Origin of the sequence: Duganella guangzhouensis, assembly GCF_009674535.1 — a bacterium.
Taxonomy (GTDB): domain Bacteria; phylum Pseudomonadota; class Gammaproteobacteria; order Burkholderiales; family Burkholderiaceae_D; genus Rugamonas; species Rugamonas guangzhouensis.
In genome coordinates, this window is the sequence record NZ_WKJK01000003.1 from 471,441 (window position 1) to 494,742 (window position 23,302).

At 66.4% G+C, this 23,302-nt stretch carries 19 protein-coding genes; 10 read left to right on the top strand and 9 right to left on the bottom strand.

Annotation, left to right across the window (positions count from 1 at the left end; all coding sequences use genetic code 11):
• Window positions 1-9: 9 nt before the first annotated feature.
• The 6 genes from GJ699_RS08040 to proV all read right to left on the bottom strand — a co-directional run bounded on the left by GJ699_RS08040 (window position 10) and on the right by proV (window position 5,912).
• Window positions 10-1,287 carry an ATP-binding protein gene (locus GJ699_RS08040; RefSeq protein WP_154374857.1) on the bottom strand — a complete coding sequence of 426 codons (1,278 nt, stop codon included), beginning with the start codon at window positions 1,285-1,287 and terminating at the stop codon, window positions 10-12.
• Window positions 1,284-1,946, bottom strand: a complete 663-nt coding sequence (locus tag GJ699_RS08045; protein ID WP_371867491.1) for a response regulator — start codon at window positions 1,944-1,946, stop codon at window positions 1,284-1,286. The genes GJ699_RS08040 and GJ699_RS08045 overlap by 4 nt, the downstream gene beginning before the upstream one ends.
• A gap of 70 nt (window positions 1,947-2,016) precedes the next feature.
• A complete protein-coding gene (locus GJ699_RS08050; RefSeq protein ID WP_154374861.1) occupies window positions 2,017-2,478 on the bottom strand; it encodes a Fur family transcriptional regulator in 462 nt (153 codons plus the stop codon).
• Between the two features lie 84 nt (window positions 2,479-2,562).
• Window positions 2,563-3,594 carry a glycine betaine/L-proline ABC transporter substrate-binding protein ProX gene (proX, locus tag GJ699_RS08055; protein ID WP_154374863.1) on the bottom strand — a complete coding sequence of 344 codons (1,032 nt, stop codon included), beginning with the start codon at window positions 3,592-3,594 and terminating at the stop codon, window positions 2,563-2,565.
• Between the two features lie 15 nt (window positions 3,595-3,609).
• Window positions 3,610-4,680: a glycine betaine/L-proline ABC transporter permease ProW gene (gene proW / locus GJ699_RS08060; protein WP_154374865.1), complete on the bottom strand. Its 1,071-nt coding sequence runs from the start codon at window positions 4,678-4,680 to the stop codon at window positions 3,610-3,612.
• Window positions 4,677-5,912 carry a glycine betaine/L-proline ABC transporter ATP-binding protein ProV gene (gene proV, locus GJ699_RS08065; RefSeq protein ID WP_371867492.1) on the bottom strand — a complete coding sequence of 412 codons (1,236 nt, stop codon included), beginning with the start codon at window positions 5,910-5,912 and terminating at the stop codon, window positions 4,677-4,679. The genes proW and proV overlap by 4 nt, the downstream gene beginning before the upstream one ends.
• Window positions 5,913-6,370: 458 nt before the next feature.
• On the opposite strand from proV, the gene GJ699_RS08070 reads away from it, so the two are divergent.
• From GJ699_RS08070 to GJ699_RS08080, 3 genes are all read left to right on the top strand, one after another.
• Window positions 6,371-6,862 (top strand): RNA polymerase sigma factor, encoded by a 492-nt coding sequence (locus GJ699_RS08070; protein WP_371867493.1) that lies wholly within the window; start codon window positions 6,371-6,373, stop codon window positions 6,860-6,862.
• The gene (locus tag GJ699_RS08075) at window positions 6,859-7,962 is read left to right on the top strand and encodes a FecR family protein (RefSeq protein WP_154374871.1); all 1,104 of its coding nucleotides are present in this window, start codon (window positions 6,859-6,861) and stop codon (window positions 7,960-7,962) included. Before GJ699_RS08070 ends, GJ699_RS08075 begins: the two co-directional genes overlap by 4 nt.
• A gap of 96 nt (window positions 7,963-8,058) precedes the next feature.
• Entirely contained in the window at window positions 8,059-10,440 is a 2,382-nt protein-coding gene (locus GJ699_RS08080; protein ID WP_154374873.1) for a TonB-dependent receptor, read from the top strand.
• A gap of 46 nt (window positions 10,441-10,486) precedes the next feature.
• On the opposite strand, the gene GJ699_RS08085 is transcribed toward GJ699_RS08080, so the two are convergent.
• Window positions 10,487-11,218, bottom strand: a complete 732-nt coding sequence (locus GJ699_RS08085) for an ABC transporter substrate-binding protein (RefSeq protein ID WP_371867502.1) — start codon at window positions 11,216-11,218, stop codon at window positions 10,487-10,489.
• Window positions 11,219-11,380: 162 nt separating this feature from the next.
• Here GJ699_RS08085 and GJ699_RS08090 point away from each other — a divergent pair, with 162 nt between their 5' ends.
• A complete protein-coding gene (locus tag GJ699_RS08090) occupies window positions 11,381-12,145 on the top strand; it encodes a hypothetical protein (RefSeq protein WP_229261993.1) in 765 nt (254 codons plus the stop codon).
• A gap of 118 nt (window positions 12,146-12,263) precedes the next feature.
• On the top strand, window positions 12,264-12,821 hold the full coding sequence (locus GJ699_RS08095; RefSeq protein ID WP_154374877.1) for a hypothetical protein: 558 nt from the start codon (window positions 12,264-12,266) through the stop codon (window positions 12,819-12,821).
• Window positions 12,822-12,838: 17 nt separating this feature from the next.
• Here the strand turns inward: GJ699_RS08095 and GJ699_RS08100 are convergent, their stop codons facing one another.
• Complete coding sequence (locus GJ699_RS08100; protein WP_154374879.1) at window positions 12,839-13,120, bottom strand: hypothetical protein; 282 nt, start codon at window positions 13,118-13,120, stop codon at window positions 12,839-12,841.
• Between the two features lie 25 nt (window positions 13,121-13,145).
• The gene (locus GJ699_RS08105) at window positions 13,146-15,389 is read right to left on the bottom strand and encodes a glycosyltransferase family 4 protein (RefSeq protein ID WP_154374881.1); all 2,244 of its coding nucleotides are present in this window, start codon (window positions 15,387-15,389) and stop codon (window positions 13,146-13,148) included.
• A gap of 222 nt (window positions 15,390-15,611) precedes the next feature.
• On the opposite strand from GJ699_RS08105, the gene GJ699_RS08110 reads away from it, so the two are divergent.
• The 5 genes from GJ699_RS08110 (at window position 15,612) to GJ699_RS08130 (ending at window position 23,278) form a co-directional block, all read left to right on the top strand.
• On the top strand, window positions 15,612-16,715 hold the full coding sequence (locus GJ699_RS08110; RefSeq protein ID WP_154374883.1) for a polysaccharide biosynthesis/export family protein: 1,104 nt from the start codon (window positions 15,612-15,614) through the stop codon (window positions 16,713-16,715).
• Complete coding sequence (locus GJ699_RS08115) at window positions 16,712-19,015, top strand: polysaccharide biosynthesis tyrosine autokinase (protein ID WP_154374885.1); 2,304 nt, start codon at window positions 16,712-16,714, stop codon at window positions 19,013-19,015. Before GJ699_RS08110 ends, GJ699_RS08115 begins: the two co-directional genes overlap by 4 nt.
• 11 nt (window positions 19,016-19,026) lie before the next feature.
• Window positions 19,027-20,142: a GNAT family N-acetyltransferase gene (locus GJ699_RS08120; protein ID WP_154374887.1), complete on the top strand. Its 1,116-nt coding sequence runs from the start codon at window positions 19,027-19,029 to the stop codon at window positions 20,140-20,142.
• A 74-nt stretch (window positions 20,143-20,216) separates the two neighbouring features.
• Window positions 20,217-21,881, top strand: a complete 1,665-nt coding sequence (locus GJ699_RS08125) for an FAD-dependent oxidoreductase (protein WP_154374889.1) — start codon at window positions 20,217-20,219, stop codon at window positions 21,879-21,881.
• A 17-nt stretch (window positions 21,882-21,898) separates the two neighbouring features.
• A complete protein-coding gene (locus tag GJ699_RS08130; protein ID WP_154374890.1) occupies window positions 21,899-23,278 on the top strand; it encodes an undecaprenyl-phosphate glucose phosphotransferase in 1,380 nt (459 codons plus the stop codon).
• The last annotated feature ends 24 nt before the right edge of the window (window positions 23,279-23,302 follow it).

Here is a 23,302-nt window from a genome sequence, read left to right on the forward strand (position 1 = left end):
CGGCGGGACTCAGGGAAATACCACGGTGACGCTGAGTCCCTTGCCGTTATCGCCATCCTCCAGCCGTATCTCGGCGCGGTGATGGTCAGCGATGTTGCGGACTATCGACAAGCCGAGGCCGCAGCCCCAGACCTGGTTGCCATCGGGCCGGAAGAAGCGATCGAACAGGCGTTCGCGATGTTCCGGCGCGACGCCGGGGCCGTTGTCGCGCACGCGGATGAAGGGTTTGCCGCTGTCCACGCCAGCCAGCAAGTCGACCTGGCCGCCACGCTGGGTGTAGCGCAACGCGTTGTCGACCAGGTTATTCAGCATCACCCGCAAGCCCTCCTGCTCGGCTTGCACCACCACCGCGCCACCGGGTTCGACACCGAGGTCGATGTCGCGGCTATCCGCCAGCGCGGAATGGTCGGCCACCACATTGCTCAGCAGCTGGTTGACATCGACCGGCCGCAGCTGCGTCCGCGTCAGGCCGGATTCGTGGCGCGCCAGGCTCAGCAACTGCTGCACCAGATGACTGCCACGGTCCAGCCGCTCATGCAGCTTGGCCAGCGCCTCGGTGCGCGCCGCCTCGCTGTCGGCGCGTTCGGCCAGTTGCAACTGTAGCTTCAGCGCGGTCAGCGGCGAGCGCAGCTCATGCGCGGCGTCGGCCACAAACGTGCGTTGCGCGGCCAGCGCCTGTTCAAACCGGCCCATCAGGCCATTCAAGGCCTCGACCACCGGACGCAAATCCGGCGCCATGCTGGCGGGATCGAGCGGCTGCAACGCCGTCGCCGACTGCCCGCCCACAGCGTGCGCCAGGCGATCCAGCGGCCGCAGCGCGCGGCCCACCACCGCCAGCATCAAGCCGGCAAACACCAGCGCGATCGCCAGCAAGGGCGTGCCGGCGCGCAGCGTCATGCGCATCGCCAATTGATCGCGCACGGCCTGCGGCTGCGCCACCTGCACATAGCGGCCGGCGTCCTGCACGCCATACAGCCGCCAGGCCGCGCCGTTCAGTTGCTTATCGAGATAGCCTTGCAGATCGTAGCGCGCCAGTTGGGCCAACCCGGGCGCGACAGTTGCCTGCACCAGCCGGCCGTCGGCGTCCCACGCCTGCAGCACGAACGCCTCCTCGGGATCGTGCTTGCCTTTGTCTCCCGCCGCCGCTGCCAGCTGGCGCAGCTGCAGGTCGGCCAGCTCATTGGTTTCATTCAGCAGCGACCGGTACAGCATGGCACCGGCGACGGCCACACAAGCGGCGGTCGCACACAGCAGCCCGATCAGCAATTGCTGGCGTATGGTCTTCATGGCAGCGGCTTCACTTTATATCCAACGCCGCGAACATTTTTGATGAAGTCGGCCCCGAATTTCTTGCGCAGATGGTGGACATACACGTCCACCGTGTTGCTCTCCACCTCGGAATTCCAGCCATAGAGTTTCTCTTCCAGCTGGCTTTTGGTGACCACCGAACCGGGATTGTCCAACAAGGCGCGCAGCACGGCGAATTCGCGCGCCGACAGTTTGACCGGCGTTCCATCCAGCCGCGCCTCGTGGCTGGCCAGGTCCAGCGTGACGCCACCATGTTCCACCACCGATTGGGTGCGGGCGACACGGCGCCGCAGCAAGGCGCGGGTGCGCGCCAGCAGCTCGTCCAGATCGAAGGGTTTGACCAGATAGTCGTCGGCGCCGCTGTCCAAGCCTTGGACACGGTCCGGCGTGGCGTCACGGGCGGTGATGATCAGCACCGGCAAATCGTCGCCACGCGCGCGCAAGGCGCGCAACACGTCCATCCCCTGTTTCGATGGCAGGCCCAGATCCAGCAGCAGCAAGTCATAGCCCACCGTGGTCAGCGCCAGATCGGCCGCCAGGCCGTCACGCACCCAGTCCACGGCATAGCGCTCGCCGCGCAAGCCATCTTCTATACTTTCCCCGATCATCGGGTCGTCTTCGACCAGCAGCAGGCGCACCGCCATCTCCTTCTTTGTTCATCCGCCGCCATCTTACCGCGCCAGCGGGCTGAACCAGGATTTCAGGCCATCAGTCCGCGCTGCACTGATTGCAGACGCAGCTGATGCTGGCGTCGGCCATGCCCTGCCCAAAGCCGCTTTTCAAGGCCAATTGCGATAGTGCAGCCAATAGCGCCGGATCGTCGACCGGCTGGCGATGGCCGCAACTGGGACACAGGAAGTGACAAACCGACATCGCGGCCGACGACACCAGCCGATAACATGCCTTGGCCATGGCATTCTGACTACGCCATTCCTTGTGGACGATACCGCGCAGTTCCAATTCGTTCAGCACGCGGTAAATTGTCCCCAGGCTGGCGCCACTCCCCTGGCCGGATAGCAGAACAAACAGCCGCTCGGCCGACAGCGCTTCGCCCGGGCTGCCGGTCAGGATGCGCAATATATCGAGACGGGCGCTGGTCGGACGCAATCCCAGTTTGCGTAGCTGGTCGAGGAATGCTTCATCTGGATTGCGGGTTGGAGCGGTGATCATGATCAGTCTTGGATTGGAGTTGCATGCGGGCTGCCGGGCAGCTTCCGCATGCTAACCAACCAAGAATTAACGCAGCATTAAAGGCTATCGTACCGCCAGCGCCTGCGCGATCCAGCTATCGAACAACGCTTGGTGGAATTTGATCCAGCCCTCCACGTGGCGCTCGATATCCTGCTGCGTCGCCTCGCCGCTGCGCATGCGCTCGTTCTGGGCGTTGATGTCGGCAATCGGCAGCTGCATCACTTCAAACAGCTTCACGGCCGCTGGATTTTTTTCGGCCCAGGCGCGGTTGACGACGATGCGCAGCGTGTTGACCGGGAAGCCGTAATCGCTGCCATCTTCCAGACGGGTATTGGCATGGTCCGGGTTGGACGAAAATGGCACCTGCAGCCACACCACGTCCTTGCCCGGCACCAGCACGCCGCTGACCCAGTATGGCGTCCAGGTGTAATACAGCACCGATTCGCCGCGCTGGAAGCGGCCGATGGTGTCGGCCATCAGCGCGGCGTAGCTGCCTTGCACGTGCTTGACGGTGTCACGCAGCTTGTAGGCGTCCAGATGATTTTCGATCATAGTCTCGCAGCCCCAGCCCGGATTGCAGCCGGTCAGGTCGGCCTTGCCATCGCCGTCATGGTCGAACAGCTTGGCCAGGCCGGGGTCGCGCAATTGCTCGATATTGGTGATGTTGTACTTGTCCGCCGTGGCCTTGTCGATCAGATAGCCCTGCGCGGCCGGGCCGGCGTATTGGCCCACGCGCAGCAGCTTGGCGTCGCCGCCGGCCTGCTCGTAATAGTCCTTGTGCATCGGGTCCCAGTGGACCGCGAGGAAGGTAGCGTCGCCGTTCGCGACCGCGATGTGCGCGGTCGGATATTCGACTTCGCGGATCGGCTGCGGCTCATAGCCCAGCTGTTCCAGCGCGCGGTCGACCAGCATGGTCTGGAAAGTTTCTTCCGCGATCGAGCTTTGCAGCGCCTGTACTTGGATGCCCTTGCCGGGCAGCGTCTGCGCCATGGCCAGACTGGTGGTCAGGGCCAGCGCGGCCAATACCAGCGCCGAAATCCATTTCCATTTGCGTTGCGTTTGATAGGTGGCTTTAAAGTTTTCAATCCGTTGCATAGCGTTCCTTTCTTCTTATTGTGCGGTGATGAGCTTGCCGCTTTCGGCGCACGCCGGCTTGCCGCGCAGCAGACGCAGCACGCAGCCGACCGGGCCGGTCTGATACCAGTGACGCACGCCGCGACGCGGCTGGCCCATCGATTGCGTCAGGCGGTCCAGCGTGATGGCCAGCAGCACGATGCCGAGACCGCCAACGGTGGCCAGGCCCATATCGAGACGGCCGATACCACGCAGCACCATCTGGCCCAGGCCGCCCACCGCGATCATCGAGGCGATCACCACCATCGACAGCGACAGCATCAGGGACTGGTTGATGCCGGCCATAATCGACGGCATGGCCAGCGGCAGTTGCACCCGGCTCAGCAACTGCCACGGCGAGGCGCCATAGGCGCGCGCCGCTTCAATCAGGTCTGGACGCACCTGGCGGATGCCGAGGTTGGTCAGGCGCACCAGCGGCGGCAGCGCGAAGATGATGGTCACGATCACGCCCGGTGCGTTGCCGATACCGAACAGCATCACCACCGGCACCAGATAGACAAACGCCGGCGTGGTCTGCATCGCGTCCAGCAGCGGACGCAGGATGTTCTGCGCGCGGTCGCTGCTGGCCAGCAGGATGCCCAGCGGCAGGCCGATCAGCAGGCAGAAGGCCAACGAGGTCAGCACCAGCGACAGCGTGGTCATCGCTTCCGGCCACACGCCTAGCATCGCCACGATCAGCAGCGCGACCACGGTGCCGATCGCCAGCGCGCGGCTGGTGAACTGCCAGGCCAGCAGGCCGATGATAGCGATCACTGTCATTGACGGCGCGGCCGTCAGCACGTCGCCGACGCCGTTCAGGGTGGCGTCAATCGGCGCGCGCACGGCCTGGAAAAATGGACGGCAATGTTCGACCACCCAGCCCAGCCCCTGATTGATCCAGGATTGCAGCGGCAAGGCGCCGTCAAACAGTTGCGTCAGCTGGTGCAAACCGTCGTTGTGAACCGGCGCGACGGCCGGCTTGGCGGCGTCAAGCCAGGCCGTGTCGCCGGGCGGCGTCGGCAGCCATGGATTGGTTTGGGGAGCGGCGGTAACGATGTTCGGATTCATGCTTGTCCTTTCTGAGTCTGTGGCTCGGCAATCGGTGGCGTGTCGCGGTCGAGGAATTTCAGCAAGGTGGTTCTGCTGATGGCGCCGTGGAAGCTGCCGTCATCGGCCACCACCGGCACCGCGTATGGCAGCTGCGCCACCTGGCCGAACAGGCCCGCCACCGGATCGTTGGCATTGATCGACTGCACTTCCGGCAGGAAGGCATGCGCCAGGCCGAGCGGACCGCTGTGACCATCCAGCGCGTCGCGCAGCGAATCGGCCGAGACCAGGCCGAGGAACTTACGCTTGGGATCGACCACATAGGCATAGCTGCGGTCCTGCTCTTCCAGCATGGTCAGCGCCGCGCGCGCCCCGCGCGTGGGCGATTCCGACACCACGATCTGGCTCTTGCGGGCGATATCGCTGGCCTTGAACACGGCCGCCGCATCGACACCGCGCACGAAGTTGCGCACGTAATCGTTGGCCGGCTTGCGCAGGATTTCTTCCGGCGTGCCAACTTGCACCACATGGCCATCCTTCATGATCGCGACGCGGTCGCCGATGCGCATGGCTTCATCCAGATCGTGCGAGATGAAGACGATGGTGCGGCGCTTGATCTGCTGCAGGCGCAGGATTTCCGATTGCATTTCGGTACGCATGATCGGGTCTAGCGCGGAGAACGCCTCGTCCATCAGCAGGATCGATGGATCGCAGGCCAGCGCGCGCGCCAGGCCGACACGCTGCTGCATGCCGCCCGACAGTTCATCGGGATAGCTGCCGGCATACGCGGCAAGCCCCACCTGCTCCAGCGCTTGCCGCGCCAGCGCGTGGCGCTCAGCTTTCGGCACGCCGGCCAGCTCCATGCCAAAGGCGGTGTTGTCGAGCACGGTCAGTTGCGGCAGCAGCGCGAACGACTGGAACACCATGCTGATGTCCTTGCGGCGCAAGGCGCGCAGCTGCGCGTCGGGCAGCGTATTGATGTCATTGCCGTCGATCAGAATCCGGCCGTCGGTCGGTTCGATCAGACGATTCAGCATGCGCACCAGGGTCGATTTGCCGGAGCCGGACAAGCCCATGATGACGAACACTTCGCCTGCTTCAATCGTGAAGGTGGCGTCAAACACGCCGATGGTGCATTCGGTTTGGGCCAGGATGTCTTGCTTGCTGGCGCCTTGGCGGACCAGGGCCAACGCTGCTTCGGGCTGATCGCCGAATACTTTGAAGACATGGTCGATGATGATTTGTTTAGCCACGTTGTGGTTCTCCTTCGGTTTAGACGAATGGATGTAACCCTGGACCGTCGGCGATACAAGGGCGCAAAGGCGCACGCAAGCGACGAAAAAGGGACGAGACACGGGTGGATCGGCGGAGGTGGTGCCAATGTGCCGGAGTGTCAGATGCGTGCTGAAAGAGGCTGGGCGACAGGACTTTCAGCCACGCGGTGTGGGCGCAAGGCCCGATGAGGTGCTACTGAAGATGGTTGTTGTAAATCTGCGTCAAGTATAACTCAAAAAAACAACAAAGTCCAGTGGCATTCCAGAACGGAATGTGCTAGGTGGCAAAAGACTGTCTAGAATAGCAACGTCAATTTCCCGCCAGCGCCGATTCCGGCCTGCGCCAGCCACAGCGTCAATGTAGCAAGCCTGGGAATGGCTTGGTTCCCCGAACGTCGCATCTCGGGGCTTGCTCGCCCTGTGACTGGGACTGAATTGTGATCACCCATTATTACCGAGAGTTGTTTAATTTTTGTCTGCGCAAAGTCAGGGATGCCGACGTCGCGGCCGATCTGGCGCAGGAGAGTTATGTGCGCGTGCTGGCCATGGAGCAGTCCGGGCGGCCCATCCTCGATCCGCGCGCGCTGCTGCGCAAGGTGGCGCTCCATCTGAAGATCGACATGGACCGCCGCGCCGAACTGCGGCGCCACGACGATATCGACGCCCTGACCGAACCCGACATGCCGGCGCAGCCGCCGCATCTGCAGCCGGACGCCGTGTATGCCGGCACACAGCTGGCCGAAGCCTATCTGCAGGCGATCGAGCAACTGCCGGCGCGCTGCCGCGAAGCGTTCAGCCTGTATGCCTTCGACGATCTGTCCAACAAGGAAATCGCACAACACATGGGCATCTCGCTGAGCATGGTTAATCAATATATCGGCCGGGGCAAGCTTGCCTGTGCCGCCTGCCGCGACGCCTACGAAGAATGAAACCTCACTCCCTCTTCAGCCGCCGCGCCGCGCCGGCCTCCCCCGACCAGTTGGCCATGCGCGAGTCGGCTGACTATCTGCGCGCCAGCGCACCGGCCGATCTGGCCGCGCTGCAATGGCACGCTCTGTGTGAACAGGGGCTGGACGCCGTTGACGCCGCGCGCTTCCAGCAGTGGCTGGCGGCGGCGGCGGCGCATCAGGCAGCGTATTCCCGCCTCGACCAAAGTCTGCGCCTGCTGCGCAGCCTGCCGCCGGAACGCACCGCCCACCTGCGCCGAGGCCGCCCAGCGCCGTCGGCGCGGGCAGGCGGCGGCCGCATCCTCGACACCGTGGCCGGCTGGCTGGCCGCGACCGCGCGCCGCCCGGCCGCGCTCGCGCTGTGCTGCGTGGTGCTGCTAGCCGCCAGCGTCGGCGGCTGGCATTGGCTGCGGCAACCGCAGTTCGAACAGGCATACAGCGCGCCACGCGGTCAGCGTCTTGACGTCGTCCTGCCGGACGGCAGCCAGTTGGCGCTGGACACCGACACCCGCGTCACGGTCACGCTGTACCGCGACCGCCGCCTGGTGCGGCTGGCACAGGGCCAGGCCATGTTCAGCGTCGCGCGGGACCCGGCGCGGCCGTTCACGGTGCTGGCAGGTCCGGCCCGCGTGACCGTGCTCGGCACCCGCTTCGCGGTGCGCTGCCGCGCCTGCGATGGCGATGGCGACGGTGTTAGCGCGGCAACCGAGGTCGAGGTTGAGGAAGGCCGGGTCGGCGTGGCCGCCAACGCCGCCAGCACGCAGCTACAGGCTGGCCAGACGATCCAGGTGTCCGCTGCGGGCCTCGGTCCGGTCGGCGCCATCAGCCCGGCTAGTGTCGCGCCCTGGCGCAAGGGGCTGATCCGCTTTTCCAATATCCCGCTGGCCGAGGCGCTGCGCGAGTTTGAACGCTATGCCCCGCTGACGCTGGTGGTGCGCGACCCCGAAGTAGCGCGGTTACGGGTAGGAGGCAGCTTCCGCTCTTCGGACCCGGCCGCATTCGCGCAAGCGCTGCCGCACATCCTGCCGGTGCGCCTGCTGCGGCGTGACGACGGCATGACCGAGGTGGTGCGCAAAAATTGATGTGCTGGCCGGGGTGCACATTTTGGCCGGTCGTGCGTCTTGGATAGTAATGAGATCGATTTTCATTCAACCACTATCCTTCAGGACCACACTTTTATGCCGCACGCACTTCCCCGCTTTCCGCTCGCTCCCCTGTCGCTCGCCGTCGCGCTGGCGCTGACCACGCCGGCCTGGGTCCACGCCCAGAGTACGGGCCAGCCGCTGGGCGACGCCTTGAACGAATTCTCCAGCGTGAGCGGGATTCCGGTCGCGTTTCCCCCGGCGCTGGTGGCCGGCAAGACAGCGCCTGCCGTCACCGGCACGCTGACGCCGCAGCAGGCGCTGGCCCGGTTGCTGGCCGGCAGCGGTCTGGAAGCGCAGCAGCAAGGCGCCACCATCATCATCGTCCGCGCCGCCGAAAGCACGCTGCCGCTGGTCAGCGTGGCAGCCAGCGCGCTGCAGCCCGACGCGCTGCCGGCCGTTTATGCCGGCGGCCAGGTCGCCGACGGCAGCCGACTGGGATTGCTGGGCAACCGTGAGGTGCTCGACACCCCGTTCAGCGTCACCAGCTACACCGCCGAACTGATCGCCAACCAGCAGGCGGTCAGCGTGGCCGACGTCATGGCCAACGATCCGGCGGTGCGCACCGTGTCCTACGGTCTGACCAACGCGGCCGGCGCCGGCGATTCCTTCATGATCCGGGGCTTCTATGTGCAAAACTCGGTGCTGTTCGACGGCATGTACGGCATCGCGCCGTCGCGCACCCTGCCGGTCGAAACCGCCGAGCGGGTGGAAGTGCTGAAAGGACCAAACGCGCTGCTGAATGGCATGGCACCCTACGACGCCTCCGGCGGCGCCATCAACCTGGTCCCGAAGCGCGCCGGCGACACGCCGCTGACGCGGCTGACGGCCAACTATATTGGCGACGGTATCTTCGGCAGCCATCTGGATCTGAGCCGCCGTTTCGGCGAGCGGCAGCAATGGGGCGTGCGCGTCAACGGCGTCTATCGCAACGGCGACACCAGCACCGACCATCAGAAGCTCGATTTACGCGCCTTCACCGTGGCCATCGATTACCGCGGCGAGCGTCTGCGGGCGTCGCTGGACGCCGGCCACCAGACCATGAACAACCAGGCGCCGCAGGGCGCGGGCGGGCTCGGTTTTGCCGACGGCATCGCCATTCCGGCCGCGCCGGACGGCCGCCGCCAGACCGCGCAGGACTGGGAATATGCCCATACCAAAAGCGATTACGCGCTCGGCAAGCTGGAATACGACTTGGCGCCGGCGTGGACCGTGTATGGGGCGGCCGGCTATAGCAACAACCGCTTCACCTACCTGTCGACCGACATCTACGTCACCGACAGCGCTGGCAACGCTCAGGCCACGGCGTACTACTGGCCCGACTTCAACGACTATCGCAGTGTCCAGGGCGGCGCACGCGGCAGCGTGACCGTGGCCGGCCTCAAGCACCAGCTGAATCTGACCAGCGCCTACCTGAAGCGTGAGCACGGCTACACGGTTGACTACTACGGCATCCAGAGCTTCGATACCAATATCTACCATCCATCCTTCGTCGGCGCGCCGTCCCTGGCCGGCTTCGCCGCGGACGCGGCCAAGACCGACCAGCTGGAACTCGGTTCCTACGCCATTTCCGACACCATCTCATCGACCGACGAGCGAATTGTCGTCACGCTCGGCGCGCGCCGCCAGAACATCAAGTACCTGACCTACGACTCCAGCAACGGCGCCGCCAGCGTCACCTATGACCAGGGCGCCACCACGCCGGTGCTGGCGGTGCTGTTCAAGCTGCGTCCCAATCTGTCGCTGTACGGTAACTATATCGAAGGCTTGAGCCAGGGCGACACCGCGCCGATCGGCACCACCAACGCCGGCCAGGTGTTCGCCCCCAAGGAGAGCAAGCAATACGAGCTGGGCGCCAAGGTCGACTTCGGCCGCTTCAGTGCCGCCGCCGCGCTGTTCCAGATCAGCCGTCCCAGCGGCCTGATCATCGCCAACAGCGATGGCAGCTCGACCTACAAGGTCGACGGCGAGCAGCGCAACCGTGGCCTGGAACTGACCTTCTTCGGCGAGCCGGCGCCGGGCCTGCGCGCGCTGGGCGGCGTAGTGATCACCGACGCCCGCCTGACTCACACAGACGGCGGCCTGTACGACGACAACTTGGCGCCCAACGTCTCGCGCCGCCAACTCAACCTGGGCACCGAGTATGACTGGCCAGGCGTGGCCGGGCTGACCGTGACGGCGCGCCTGACCGCCACCAGCTCGCAGGTGATCGACCAGGACAACCAGCGCAGCATTCCCGGCTGGACCCGCTGGGATGCCGGCGCGCGCTACGCGACTGTGGCCTGGAGCCACCCGCTGACGCTGCGCGCCAGCGTCAGCAACCTGCTCGCGCGCACCTACTGGGCCAGCGGCTCCGGCGCCTGGTTGTATCCGGCGCAACCACGCACCGTCGCACTGTCGGCCAGCATCGACTTTTAAGGCCCGTTGGGGTAACAGCGCTCACCTCGCGCGAGCGCGGTGAACATCAGGCGGCCGGCGCCACCGATGCGCCCTTGATCTGGTGGCGCTCCAGCGCCTGCGCCACCAAGCCGCCGGCCTTCATCTGTTCGACGAACTGGCGCAGCACTTCGGCCGCCTGCTCGCCGCGCGCCTTGTGGATGCCCATCGCCTGCTGAATCACCATGAAGCGTTGATCCAGCAGGCGCAGGCCACCCAGCCGCTGCGCGTCCGCCTCCAGCTGCTGCTTGACGCCGGCCGCCACTTCCGCGCCCTGTTCAAGAAACACCTCGACCACCGTGGGCGAGCTGGGCGAACGCAGGATGCTGGCCTGTTTCAGCTCGCGCGTCAGGAACAGATCGTAGGCGCTGCCCTTGCCCACCACCACGCGGTTGCCCGCCACGTCGACCTGCGCGTTGCTGGTTAGCGGCGCATCCTGTCTGACCAGGTAATAGCCCTCGATCAGCACATACGGCGCGGTGAACGCGATGTTCTGGCCGCGCACCGGATCGATGGCGAAGAAGCCGAAATCGGCCTTGCCCTGCTCCACCGCCTCCACCGACTTGCCGGCGGTATCGAATACCACCAATTCCAGTTCAATACCCAGCACGCGCGCCAATTCACGCGCCAGGTCGACGGAGACGCCGCCCGGCTGGCCATCCGCGCCGGCATGCGCCAGAATCGGATTCCCCAAATTAATCGAAGCACGCAGCTTGCCGGTCGGCGCAAACGCCGCTCGCACAGAGGAAGAAATGGCGATAGTCATCATGGTCTCTCGGTTTTAAAAAAATCAGGATCGGGGGTCAACCGACAGGCTATCAGAATTCCTGGCTTGCTTAGGCTACAATCCTGTCTTTTCGCCGGAGTCGCGGAGATGATTTTCAAGCTGCGATGTATTTGTTTTGTCGCTTGCACTATGTTTATGTCGGCGGCGATGCCGGCGTCCAGCGATGCGCCGCTTGAACTGCGTATCGCGGTGGTATCGGACGCACGTGCCGACTACTTCGTGCGCCTGCTCGAAGAATCGTTGAAGCTGATTAAGCAGCCCTACCACCTCCAGTTCGTCAAGGACATTCCCGCGCGCCGCATGTGGTGGATGCTGGGCCGGGGCGACATCAATCTGTTCTACGGCATGCAATCGCCGGACAAGGATAACGATCCGCAACTGGTCCCGGTGCGTAACGCCTTGACCAATGGCTTGATCGGCCAGCGCGTGTTGTTGATACGTCGCACCGACGCACCGGCCTTCGACCAGGTCCGATCCATCGCCGATTTAAAACGCACCGGACTCATCGCCGGATTCGGCGCCGGCTGGGGCGATACCAAAGTGTGGATGGCGGCGGATTTGCCGCTGTACCAGCACAACGCGCCGTGGAACACGATTTACGCCATGGTGGCGGCGGGAAACCGCCACGTCGACTATCTGCCGCGCGGCGTGATTGAGGTGCGGGAAGAGGCGCGCGCCCATCCCGAGCTGGTGGTGGAACCGCACCTGCTACTCGAATATCGCGCCGACTTCGGTTTCTATCTGAGCCCATCGGCCGCCCGCTATCGTCCCGTCATCGAACGCGCCTTGAAAGCCGCGGAAGCCAGCGGACTCAAGGCACGCCTGCTCGATGAAGCGTTCGGCGCCGACATCAGGGCGCTGAATCTGAACCACCGTGTGCGCCTGCGTCTTGCGGATTGATCATCTCGGACGACCACGGCCCGCTTTGTTACTTGTCATAATATCGGCAGGTCGCGGTGGACACCGGCTGTCAACCTGATAAGGTGGTCTGATCTCAATCATCCGCCCAGGGGCTGCCATGCAGAATCGCGAAAACGTCGCACTGGCGATCAAGGTCCGCACCGGCATCCTGATCGATACGGTCAATGGCGCTGCCGCCGCCTGGGCCTACATGATGCATTACAAAGTGCCGCGCAAGGTGATGTTGCGCGTGTTGGCGGTCCCGGCCAAAAGGCGGACGACGGATGTCCGCCATCCCTTGACCGCAAAGGAAACGCAGCGGCTAGGCAATCTGGCCCGCCTGCAGCAAGGTTACGCCGCCGAGCAGGACATGGCCGCTAATCTGGACGCCAGTGGAAAACAGTTTATCGTCGATCGCGACAGCGCTAATTTCTTCCCGCTGCCCACCCTCAAGACCAAGAGCGCGGTCAAACTGCTACAGCCCGGCATGCGCTTGAAAATTGATGTGGTCAACATCGACAATCCGTATGACTGCATTGAAGTCGACGCCTGGCTGGTGGAGAGTGAAGACGGGGTGTATTTCCGTTTTCAGGACGGTCCCGGCGGCAATCAAGTCAACCTCGGCCACGCAGATTACGTTCGGGTGGCGATCGAGGCCGCTCCCACCGCCGTGTAAGCCACGATTAGCCAGGATTAGCCGCGCTGTCGCACCGTCAGCACATCGGGGCCATGCGAGGACAGGCGAAACTTCTGGCGCCGGTCCCCCATCAACTGCCGCAGTTCCGGCAAACTGATGCCCGTCACCTCATGGATACGCAGCAGCACCACGCCGCTGACTGGAAACTGGTGCTGCCGCATCTTGCGCAGCAGCGGCGCGGTCACCTGCAAGATGCGGCCGAGCTCGCGGTCACCGCGCAACTTGAGGTGCGCAATGGTGCGATCAAACAACTGGTCTGGATCATAGACGTGGCTCATGGCGCAGGCCGGCAGGCACTTGCCGCTACAGGCTGGCCAAGGCCGCCTCGATGCCGGTGCTGAGACGGCCTGCCATCTCATCCAGCGTATACTGGGCCGCGCTGCGCCGGGCGCCCGCGCGCAGCCGCGCCAGCAGCGACGGCGTCAGCAAGGTGCGCACGATTTCGGCCGCGAACGCGGCGCGGTCGTCGGCCGTCATCACGCCGTTGACGCCGTTTTCCAGGTACACGATTTCCGGCGAATGCAAGCCGCAGTCGGTGGTAAACATCGGCGTGCCGCCGGCAAACGAATCCAGAATGCCCAGCCCGACCAGGCCCGGATTCAGCATCACGTCCGACAGGCGCAAGGCCAAGGCCTTTTCCTCGCCTTGCAAGGCGCCAAGCGCATGGATCCAGTGATAGCTGTCATTCGCCTGATCGATCAGCGCCTGTTCCGGCCCGGCGCCAACCACCAGCAGCTGGAAATCCGGGATCTGGCGCCGTACCTCCAGCGCCGCGGCCAGCAGGAAGTCGAGCCGTTTTTCCTTGTACAGCGAGCCCAGATAGATGGCCACCGGCCCCTCGCCCAGCCCCAGCTGTTGCCGCCGCGCCGCCAGGGTCTGGCTGTCTATGCCCTGGCACAAGGCCACCATCTCGGTGGTGTCGATGGCGTTGCGGACCACCGTGGTGCGGTCCGACGGAAAGCCGGCGGCCGCGATCAGCGCCGCACTCAGGTCGGTATAGGCAAACCACCAATCGGCGCGCGTGATGGTCCAGCGCTTGAAACGCTCCCGCCAGCCGTCCGGGCGCGCCGACTGCAGGTTGGCGCCGTGGCCCCAGAACGCCAGCCGCGCCGGCCGCCGCACGAACATCAGCCACAGGTTGTACAGGATTTTGTTCTCGTGCATGACGATGACGATGTCGGCACCGCGCGCATAGCGTCCATACGGCTGCCAGCACAACTGACCGTCCAGGAAGTAGCGCGTCGGGATCGATATCACCCAGTCCAAATGCGCTTCATTGCGCTTGAGCTTTTCGGCCGGCGTCCCCTCCCCCACCAGCAATTGCAGCTCCATGCCCTGCGCGGCCAGCAACTCCCGCAGTCGCACATAGATGCCGACCCGGTAGTGCAGCAGTTGGCGCTCGACGATCAGGACCCGTGGGCGCGAGCGATAATTGCCGTCCGTGCGCGCGCCGGCCTGCTGCCGTTGCCACGCCCGCAGGCACGCCTGCCGCAACCCCTGCGCCGCCTGATCGTAGGTGTAGCCGGCCACCAGTTGCTGCGAGCGCGCCGCAAAGCGCTGATAGGTGGCGGCGTCGGCCAGCAGCCCGGCCGCGCGCTCGGCCCAGCGGCCGGCATCGGGCTGGTCGACATAACCGTTTTCGCCATCCAGTACCAGCTCCCCCACCGCGCCGGCGGCCGGCGTGGTCAGGATCGGCAAGCCGGCGGCGCAGGCCTCGTTGAAGACCACGCCCCACGGCTCCCAACTGGTCGGCATCACGAACAGGCGCGCGCTGCGGTATAGCGCCGGCAGCGCGTGCTGGCTGGCAAAGCCGCTGAAGGTCACCGCCACCTGATCCGGGTGCCGGGCCGCCTCGGCTTTCAGCGCCGCCATCTGCGATCCGCTGCCGACCATCAGCACCGTGATTTGGCGGCCGCAGCGCAAGGCCAGCGCCAGCGCCATCTCCAGCACGAAGCCCGGCCGTTTCACCGCCTCCAGCCGGCCGCAGAACAGCAGGTCAAATTGCGGCATCGCCGGGGCCCGCGCAAACACCTGATTGTCGATCGCCAGACAGGAAGTAAACCGCTGCGCATGCGAGACGCCGTAGCCGTCATATAAGGCATGGCCGCCGGCGCTGGCGGCCACGAACGCCTGCGACCCGGCATACACCCGGCGTCGCACCCAGCGGTGCAGCGGCGTCAACTTTTGCTCCGACGCCAGCGTGCCGTCGGTCATCGCCACATGGGCGATGCCGCGCAGCCGGCAATAGGCAAACGCATACAAGTGGGTCGGGTTGAAACCATCGGTCACCACCACGTCGGGCTGAAAGCGGCGCAGGCCGGCCACCACGTCGAGATTGCTGTGGATGTAGCGCTGGCGCCAGACCACGAAGCAACGCTGCAGCGTGGTCAGGCCGGTCCGCAGCGGCGCGTAATCCCATTGCCGGTTGGGCTCGCGCTCGACGCAGCTAAACACGTGTACCGCGACGCCCGGCATGGCCGCCAGCGCGGAAAACACCGGGGTACGGTAAGGCGCCAGCGTGTTGGTGACTATCGCGATGTTGAGCATGAGATTGTTCCCCGTGAAGAGCGGGCCGGCGGCCACGACATCCGCCATTGGATACCAGATCGGCGACGCCAATTTGCTTACTGTCATAGATGCTTTCGATCACGATTCGACGCCACAGCCGCCGCATTATTTCGAGACTACGGATGAGCGTCATGACAATCAACAAAATTGCGGCAGCACAGCCGCTTAATCTGACTGAAACCCGATGCGAGGAACCCCGCCATGTCGATTTCCATCCCACGCTGCCGCCTGCAATTGCTCTACCTGCTGGTGACGTGCGGCGGCCTGCTGCTGGCCGGTTGCGCCAGCCGCGGCGGTCATGCCGATAGCGCCGGCCACGCCGACTTGCCGGCCACGCCAGTACTGATTACCGCCGCGCTGATCGCCGAGCAGCGCGACGCGCGCCAACGCCTCCAGGGCGACGATCTGGAAGCGCTGCGCGCGGCGCCGTCGGCCTACACGCTGGGGGTCGGTGACTTGCTGGCGATCAGCGTCTACCAGAACGCCGACCTGACCATGGCGGCGCAGAACGCGGCGGGCGGCGCCGGCGAGCAAAATGCCGCCAACCAGCAGGGTTTCCTGATCAACGCCTCGGGCGCGATCCAGTTTCCGCTGGTGGGCGAGCTGACGCTGGCCGGGCTGAGCGCGGTGCAGGCCAAGGCGCTGTTGACCGAACGGCTGGGCAAATACCTGCAGCGCCCCAGCGTCAAGCTGCAGGTGCAAGCCTTCCGCAGCCAGCGCATCTACGTCGATGGCGAAGTCAAGCAACCCGGGGTGCAAGCGATCAATGACTTGCCGATGACGCTGACCGAGGCCGTCAACCGCGCCGGCGGCATCACCCCGGCCGGCGACCAGAGCCAGCTGTGGCTGCTGCGCGGCGGCCACAGCTATCACATCGACTTGCCGCTGCTGGTGCAGCAAGGCCAGGATCCGAACCGCCTGCTGCTGCGCAACGGCGATGTGCTGCGCGTAAAGGCGCTGGACGAGAGCAAGGTCTTCGTCAGCGGCGAAGTGGTCACGCCCAAGGCGCTGCTGATGCACAGCGGCCGCCTGTCGCTGAACGAGGCGATCGGCGAGTCGGGCGGCATCAACCCGCTGACCGGCGACGCGCGGCGGGTGTTCGTGGTGCGGCGCCGGCAGGACGCCATCGAGCTGTATCAGCTGGACGCGCGCGACACCGGCGCGCTGGCGCTGGCCGAGAGCTTCGAGCTGGCGCCGCGCGACCTGGTGTTCATCGATGCCAGCGGCCTGGCCCAGTGGTACCGGACGCTGAGCATGGTCATCCCCGGCGCGCTCACCTCCGCCGTCAGCGCGGGCAAGCAATGATGACCACGCCGCCCCCCAGCCGCGCCCTGCCCGCCGCCGCGTCCGCGCCGCCGCACGCGGTGCCGGCCCCCGCCAGCTTGCAGGCGGCGGCGCCGCTGCCGCACTACGAGGCCGAAATCGAACTGGCCGGCTACCTGCAGATCCTGGGCGAGCAGCGCTGGCGCATGGCCTGGATCATGGCGCTGTGCCTGTTCTGCGGCGGGCTGTACGCGCTGCTGGTGGCGCCGGTCTACGAGGCCACCATGTTGATCCACGTCGAAGAAGATCTGCCCAACAACAATACCAAGAACATGATCGGCGAAATCTCCGCCATGTTCGATGTCAAGGCGGCCGCCATCTCGGAAATGGAACTGATCAAGTCGCGCATGGTGATCGCCAAGTCGGTCGACAGCCTCGGCCTGTATATCGATGCCAAGCCGGCCTATCTGCCGCTGATCGGCGCCGCCATTGCGCGCTCCCGGCGCGGCTTGTCCGAGCCCGGCCTGTTCGGCTACGGCGGCTATGTGTGGGGAGCGGAAACCATCGACGTCACCCGCTTCTACGTGCCAGAGGCGCTGCAAAACAGCCGTTTCACGGTGATTGCCGGCCCCGGCCGCGACTACCGCCTGCTGCACGAGCAGGCCGGCATCGACGTGCATGGCAGCCTCGGCGTGCCGCTGACGCTGGACCTGCCGCAGGGCCGGCTGCTGCTGACCATCGAGCAACTGGCGGCGCGGCCGGGCGCGCTGTTCTACCTGCGCTACGTGCCCAAGCTGGCGGCCATCGAGCAGGTGCAGAAGGCGCTGCTGGTGGCCGAGATCGGCAAACAGTCGGGCCTGATCAGCGTCACCATCAGCGGGCCGGAGGCCAAGAGCACGTTTGACACCCTGAGCGCGATCGGGCGCGAATACATTCACCAGAATGTCACCCGCAAGCTGGAGGAGGCGGAAAACTCGCTGGCCTTCCTGGAAAAGCAACTGCCCGACATCAAGCAACGGCTGGACGACTCGGAGAGCGCCTTCTACCGCTTCCGCCACCAGAGCGGCACGGTGGATCTGGCCGAGGAAAGCAAACTCAGCCTGCAGCAGCTGGCGGCGATCCGGACGCGCCAGCTGGAGCTGCGGCAAAAGCGCGACGAACTGCTGGTCAGCTACACCGCAGCCCACCCGCTGGTCGAGGCGCTGGACCAGCAGCTCGCGCAGCTAGACCGCGAGAGCGGGCGTGCCAACCAGCACATCCGCCAGCTGCCGATCCTGGAGCAGGAATTGCTGCGCCTGAACCGCGAAGTCAAGGTCAACACCGAGCTGTACAGCGCGCTGCTGAACTCGGCGCAGCAATTGCGGCTGGTCAAGGCGGGCAAGGTCAGCAATGTGCGCCTGATCGACTTGCCGATGCAGCCCGAGCAGCCGGCGCGGCCCCACCGCGGCACCATCATGGCGATCGCGGCGGCGGTCGGGCTGTGCCTGGGGCTGACGGTGGTGGCGCTGCAACGGCTGCTGGTCAAAGGCATCCAGAGCGCGCGCGCCATCGAGCAATTGCTGGGCGCGCGCGTGGTGTACGCCAATATTCCGCACAGCCCGGCGCAGCAGCGCTACCGCCTGCACGCCGCCAAGGCCGGGCACGGCGCGCTGCCGCTGCTGGCCGCGCTGGCGCCGGGCGACCCGGCGGTGGAGAGCCTGCGCTGCTTCCGCACCACGCTGCAAGTGAGCATGCCGCGCCAGCGCAACAACGTGGTACAGATCTGCGGCGCCAGCGCGCAGCTGGGCAAGTCCTTCATCTGCGCCAATTTCGCGGCGGTGCTGGCCTCCAGCGGCAAGCGCGTGCTGCTGATCGACGCCGACCTGCGCGGCGGCCAGTTGCACTGCTATTTCAATCTGCCGCGCGGCACCGGCCTGAGCGAGGCGATCGCCGCCAGCCTGCCCTTGCCGCAAGCGGTGCGCGAGACCGGCATCGGCAACCTGCAGCTGTTGAGCACCGGCGCCTTGCCGCCCAACCCGGCCGAATTCCTGTTGCACCCCAACGTGGGCGCGCTGCTGGCGCTGGCCTCGCTGGACTGGGACTATGTGCTGCTCGACGTGCCGCCGCTGCTGGCGGTGTCGGACGCGCTGGTGCTGGGCAGCCACGCCGGCGCGGTGTTCATCGTGGCGCGCGCCGGCCACACCAGCGACGATGAACTGAATGAATCGGTGAAACGCCTGAACCATGCCGGGGTCGCCCCGCAAGGCGTGCTGTTCAACGACCTGCGGCTGCGCGACGCCGCCCATCCCCGCTTGCCGGCACCGGCGCTGCCGGCGCTGGCCGGCGCGCCGTCCTTGTCCTGATTGGAACTCCCATGGCCTCCCTGTCCCCGCCGCCGCTGACCACCCACGAGCACCAGGTTCATTGCTGGCGCGACCACGTGCCCGACTGGACCGGTCCGGCGTTGGAACGGCTGTACGGCAATCTGTTCGCCTCGCTGCCGCAGTTCCGCGCCAGCCGCGGCCTGCACGCCGCCCACACGTACGCTGTGTACCAGCGCGGCGAACTGCGTACGCTGTTCGTGTTCAGCCTGCGGCACGGCGTGGTCACGCTGTACAACGAAGTGATTGCGCTGAGCGCGGCCGAGATCCAGGACTTCGCCGACTATGTGTTCGCCGAGTTCGCGACGGCCCAGGTGATCAGCCTGCGCGCGGTGCAGGCCGGACGCCATGTCTACCGCTACCCCAGCCAGCAATACGATTATCTGGAAGACACCGTGGTGACGCTGCCGGACAACGTGGCCGGCTATACCGACAGCCTGAGCAAGAATACCCGCCGCAATGTGCGCCGCTACGGCCAGAGCGTGGCGCGCGAGCTGCCCGGCTACCGCTTCTCGGTGACCGAGGGCGCCGCGGTCGATCCGCGCCAGATCGACGCCGTGATCGCGCTCAACCATGCCCGCATGGCCGGCAAGCAGCGGCGCTCGATCATCGACCAGGCCGAAACCGAGCGGCTGCAGAGCCTGGCGCGCAGCTGCGGCCTGGTGGCGCTGGTGACCATCGACGGCCGGGTCTGCGCTGGCGCCATCAGCTACCGCGTCGGCGACAATTTCTTCCTGGTGGTGCTGGCGCACGCGCCCGAGTACGACCGCTACAGCCTGGGCTTCCTGTGCTGCTACTGGACCATCAGCGCCTGCATCGAACGCGGCGGCCGGGAATTCCATTTCCTGTGGGGGCGTTACGACTACAAGCGGCTGTTCCTCGGCCAGCTGCGACAACTGGATCAGGTGCAGTTGTACCGCTCGCGGCTGGCATTGCTGGGCCACGCCGGCCTGTGGCTGCGCAGCTGGTGGCGCGCGCGGCGGCGGCGCCTGATGGTCTGGCTGCACGCGGCCCGCCACAGCGACACCGCCAGCGCGCGCACCGTGTGGCAAGGCTACACCCTGCTGCGGCGCTGGGGCCAGCGCCTGACGTGGCAGACCCCGCGCTGACGCCGGCCGCTCCCCCAATCCACTGTTGCCACCATTGCCACTGTTACCACCATCCGCCCACCCGAAAGATTGCCATGTTCATCGATACGCGCCAGCTCGGCCCGCTCACCAAGGTGGACACCACCGTCTGCATCGTCGGCGGCGGCGTCGCCGGCCTCACCATCGCGCTGGAAATGGAGCGCCTCGGCATCGCCACCTGCCTGCTGGAAAGCGGCGGCTTCCATGCCGACGACGCCACCCGCGACCTCTACCGTGGCAGCGACCTCGGCTTGCCCTACCGCTTCGCCGACGGCTGCCGCAGCCGCTACCTGGGCGGCAGCAGCAATTGCTGGGGCGGCTGGTGCCGGCCGCTCGATCCGTGGGACTTTCAGCAGCGCCGCTGGATCCCGCACAGCGGCTGGCCGTTCGGGCTGGAGACGCTGGCGCCCTACTATCTGCGGGCGCACGCGGTGTTGCAGCTGGGGCCGTATAACTACGCACCGCAATACTGGGTCGACGCCATCGGCCGCGTCGACGTGCGGCGGCTGCCGCTGCGCAGCGGCAAGGTGCGCGACACCATTTCGCAGTTCAGCGCGCCGGTGCGCTTCGGCAGCGCCTACCGCCAGGATTTGCAGCGCGCGCGCCAGGTCCGGGTCTACCTGTGGGCCAATGTCACCCACCTCGCCGCCACCCGCCCGGCGCGCCAGCTGGAACGGATCGAGGCCCGCACGCTGTGCGGCCGCCAGTTGCAGGTGCGGGCCCGCTACTACGTGCTGGCGGCCGGCGGCATCGAGAACGCGCGCCTGCTGCTGGCCGCCGACGATGTCCAGCCGGGTGGACTGGGCAATGGCAACGACCTGGTCGGCCGCTACTTCATGGACCATCCGCGCCTGCTGTCGGGACAACTGACGCTGCAGCCTGGCTGGCGCCGCAACAAGCTGTACGACATCAAATACCACTACCAGAACAGCGCGGTGGCGGCCGGCGCCACCAAGATCGCGGCCCAGCTGGCGCTGAGCGAGGCGACCCAGGCCAGCGAGGGCTTGCTCAACGCCCGGGTCTGGCTGGCGTCGACCTTCCCGGGCGAAGGCAGCGCGGCGGCGGCGGCGCTGTTCCGCTACAAGCAGGCGGCGCTCAGCAAGGACCAGCCCGGCTGGCAGCCGCTGGCCGACGCGCTGCTGATGGCGCGCCATCCGCTCGACACGCTGGGCTATGGCATGACCCGGCTGCTGCAGCCGCGCTGGCTGGTGCGCGAGGTGCGCTTCCAGGCCATCGTCGAGCCGCAGCCGGACCCCGACAGCCGCGTCACGCTGGCGGCCGGCGAGCGCGACGCGCTGGGCATGCGCCGGGTCCAGGTCGACTGGCGGCTGGGCAGCAATGTGCAGCGCACCTTCGACCGCACGCTGGCCATCATCGGCGCCGAGCTGGAGCGCGACGGCGTGGCCAAGGTGACGCTGGGGCCGGCGCTGGAGGGCGGGCCGTGGCCGTCCAGCCTGGAGCCGGAAGGCACCTGGCACCACATGGGTACCACCCGCATGCACCAGTCGCCGCGCCACGGTGTGGCCGACGCCGACTGCCGGGTGCATGGCATCGGCAATCTGTACCTGGCCGGCAGCTCGCTGTTCCCGACCGCCGGCGCCAATTTCCCCACCATTACCCTGACCGCGCTGGCGCTGCGGCTGGCCAACCACCTGGCCGCCGAAGTGCGGCGGCCGGTGGCCAGCGCCGGTCGCCGCGACCCAATCCCAAGCCCCCACTAACGCCCGCCCACGACGCCATGCGCATCCCTTTCCTCAACGATACCGAACGGCTCAGCTTTGCGCTGCGCCTGGGCGACCTCGCGCTGCTGACGCTGGCGGGGCTGGGCGCCGGCCGCTGGCAGTCGCTCAGCCAGCCGGCTTGGCCGGCGCCGACGCCGCTCTGGCTGCCGCTGTGCGTGGCGCTGGGCGTGGCGCTGCTGCCGCGCTGCGGGCTGTACCTGATGGACTTGCCGGGGGCGCCGCGCGCGCTGCTGGCGCGGCTGCTGATGGCCTGGCTGGGCCTGCTGACGGCGGCCATGCTGTGCGGCCTGGTGCTGGAACAAGCGCCGCCGCTCAGCGCGCTGTGGCTGGGGCGCTGGCTGCTGCTGGCGCTGGCGCCGATGTGGGCCTTGCACATGGCCGCCCGTGGCGCCGGTGTGAGCCCGGCGCGGGTGCTGGTGATCGGTCACGCCGCCGCCAGCCAGACGCTGTGCCAGCGCCATCGCCGCGCTGGCGCCGGCCCCTACCAGATCATCGCGCTGTGCCTGACCGACGGCGCCACCGCGCCGCCGGCGGCCGGCATCGAGCGGATCGACCGCAGCAGCCAGGTGCCGGCCTATGTCGGCAGCCACGCCATCGACCAGATCTGGATCGTGCTGCCGCTCAGCGACGCCGCCGCCCTGGCCCGGCTGCAGCACCTGCTGCGCAACACCATGGTGCATATCCGCTGGCTGCAAGACTTGCGCGACCTGCAGGTGCTGAACCTGAACGGCCGCACGCTGTACGATTTTCCGGTGCTGGACTTGAATTGCATGAAAACCAGCGCCGCCGGCCAGCTGCAAAAATACCTGTTCGACAAGGCCTTCGCGCTGCTGGCGCTGGTGTTGCTGGCGCCGCTGATGCTGTTGATCGCGCTCGCCATCAAGAGCGATTCCAAGGGCCCGGCGCTGTTCGTCCAGCCCCGCATCGGCCTGAATGGCCGCCAGTTCAACCTCTACAAGTTCCGCAGCATGCGGCGCCACGCCGCCGCCACCATTCTGCAACAGGCCGGCCGCGACGACCCGCGCGTGACCCGGCTCGGACGCTGGCTGCGGCGCACCAGCCTGGACGAGCTGCCGCAGTTTTTCAACGTGCTGCGCGGCGACATGTCGGTGGTCGGGCCGCGCCCGCACGCGGTCTCGCACACCGAGCTGTATTGCCGCCAGCTCGACGTCTACATGGTGCGCCACCGCGCCAAGCCCGGCATCACCGGCTGGGCCCAGATCAATGGCGCCCGCGGCGAAACCGACACCCTCGACAAGATGATCCGGCGGGTGCAACTGGACCTGTACTACCTGCAGCACTGGTCGCTCTGGCTGGATCTGCGCATCGTGCTGTGGACCGCCTGCAAGGGCTGGACCGGCAACAACGTTTATTAACCCCGACACCACTGTGGAGAAGCA

Excerpts from the sequence above, each read along its gene's own strand:
- GJ699_RS08040 (WP_154374857.1), bottom strand. The coding sequence starts at position 1,287 with ATGAAGACCATACGCCAGCAATTGCTGATCGGGCTGCTGTGTGCGACC.
- GJ699_RS08050 (WP_154374861.1), bottom strand. The coding sequence starts at position 2,478 with ATGATCACCGCTCCAACCCGCAATCCAGATGAAGCATTCCTCGACCAG.
- proX (WP_154374863.1), bottom strand. The coding sequence starts at position 3,594 with ATGCAACGGATTGAAAACTTTAAAGCCACCTATCAAACGCAACGCAAA.
- proW (WP_154374865.1), bottom strand. The coding sequence starts at position 4,680 with ATGAATCCGAACATCGTTACCGCCGCTCCCCAAACCAATCCATGGCTG.
- GJ699_RS08075 (WP_154374871.1), top strand. The coding sequence starts at position 6,859 with ATGAAACCTCACTCCCTCTTCAGCCGCCGCGCCGCGCCGGCCTCCCCC.
- GJ699_RS08080 (WP_154374873.1), top strand. The coding sequence starts at position 8,059 with ATGCCGCACGCACTTCCCCGCTTTCCGCTCGCTCCCCTGTCGCTCGCC.
- GJ699_RS08090 (WP_229261993.1), top strand. The coding sequence starts at position 11,381 with ATGTCGGCGGCGATGCCGGCGTCCAGCGATGCGCCGCTTGAACTGCGT.
- GJ699_RS08095 (WP_154374877.1), top strand. The coding sequence starts at position 12,264 with ATGCAGAATCGCGAAAACGTCGCACTGGCGATCAAGGTCCGCACCGGC.
- GJ699_RS08100 (WP_154374879.1), bottom strand. The coding sequence starts at position 13,120 with ATGAGCCACGTCTATGATCCAGACCAGTTGTTTGATCGCACCATTGCG.
- GJ699_RS08105 (WP_154374881.1), bottom strand. The coding sequence starts at position 15,389 with ATGCTCAACATCGCGATAGTCACCAACACGCTGGCGCCTTACCGTACC.
- GJ699_RS08110 (WP_154374883.1), top strand. The coding sequence starts at position 15,612 with ATGTCGATTTCCATCCCACGCTGCCGCCTGCAATTGCTCTACCTGCTG.
- GJ699_RS08115 (WP_154374885.1), top strand. The coding sequence starts at position 16,712 with ATGATGACCACGCCGCCCCCCAGCCGCGCCCTGCCCGCCGCCGCGTCC.
- GJ699_RS08120 (WP_154374887.1), top strand. The coding sequence starts at position 19,027 with ATGGCCTCCCTGTCCCCGCCGCCGCTGACCACCCACGAGCACCAGGTT.
- GJ699_RS08125 (WP_154374889.1), top strand. The coding sequence starts at position 20,217 with ATGTTCATCGATACGCGCCAGCTCGGCCCGCTCACCAAGGTGGACACC.
- GJ699_RS08130 (WP_154374890.1), top strand. The coding sequence starts at position 21,899 with ATGCGCATCCCTTTCCTCAACGATACCGAACGGCTCAGCTTTGCGCTG.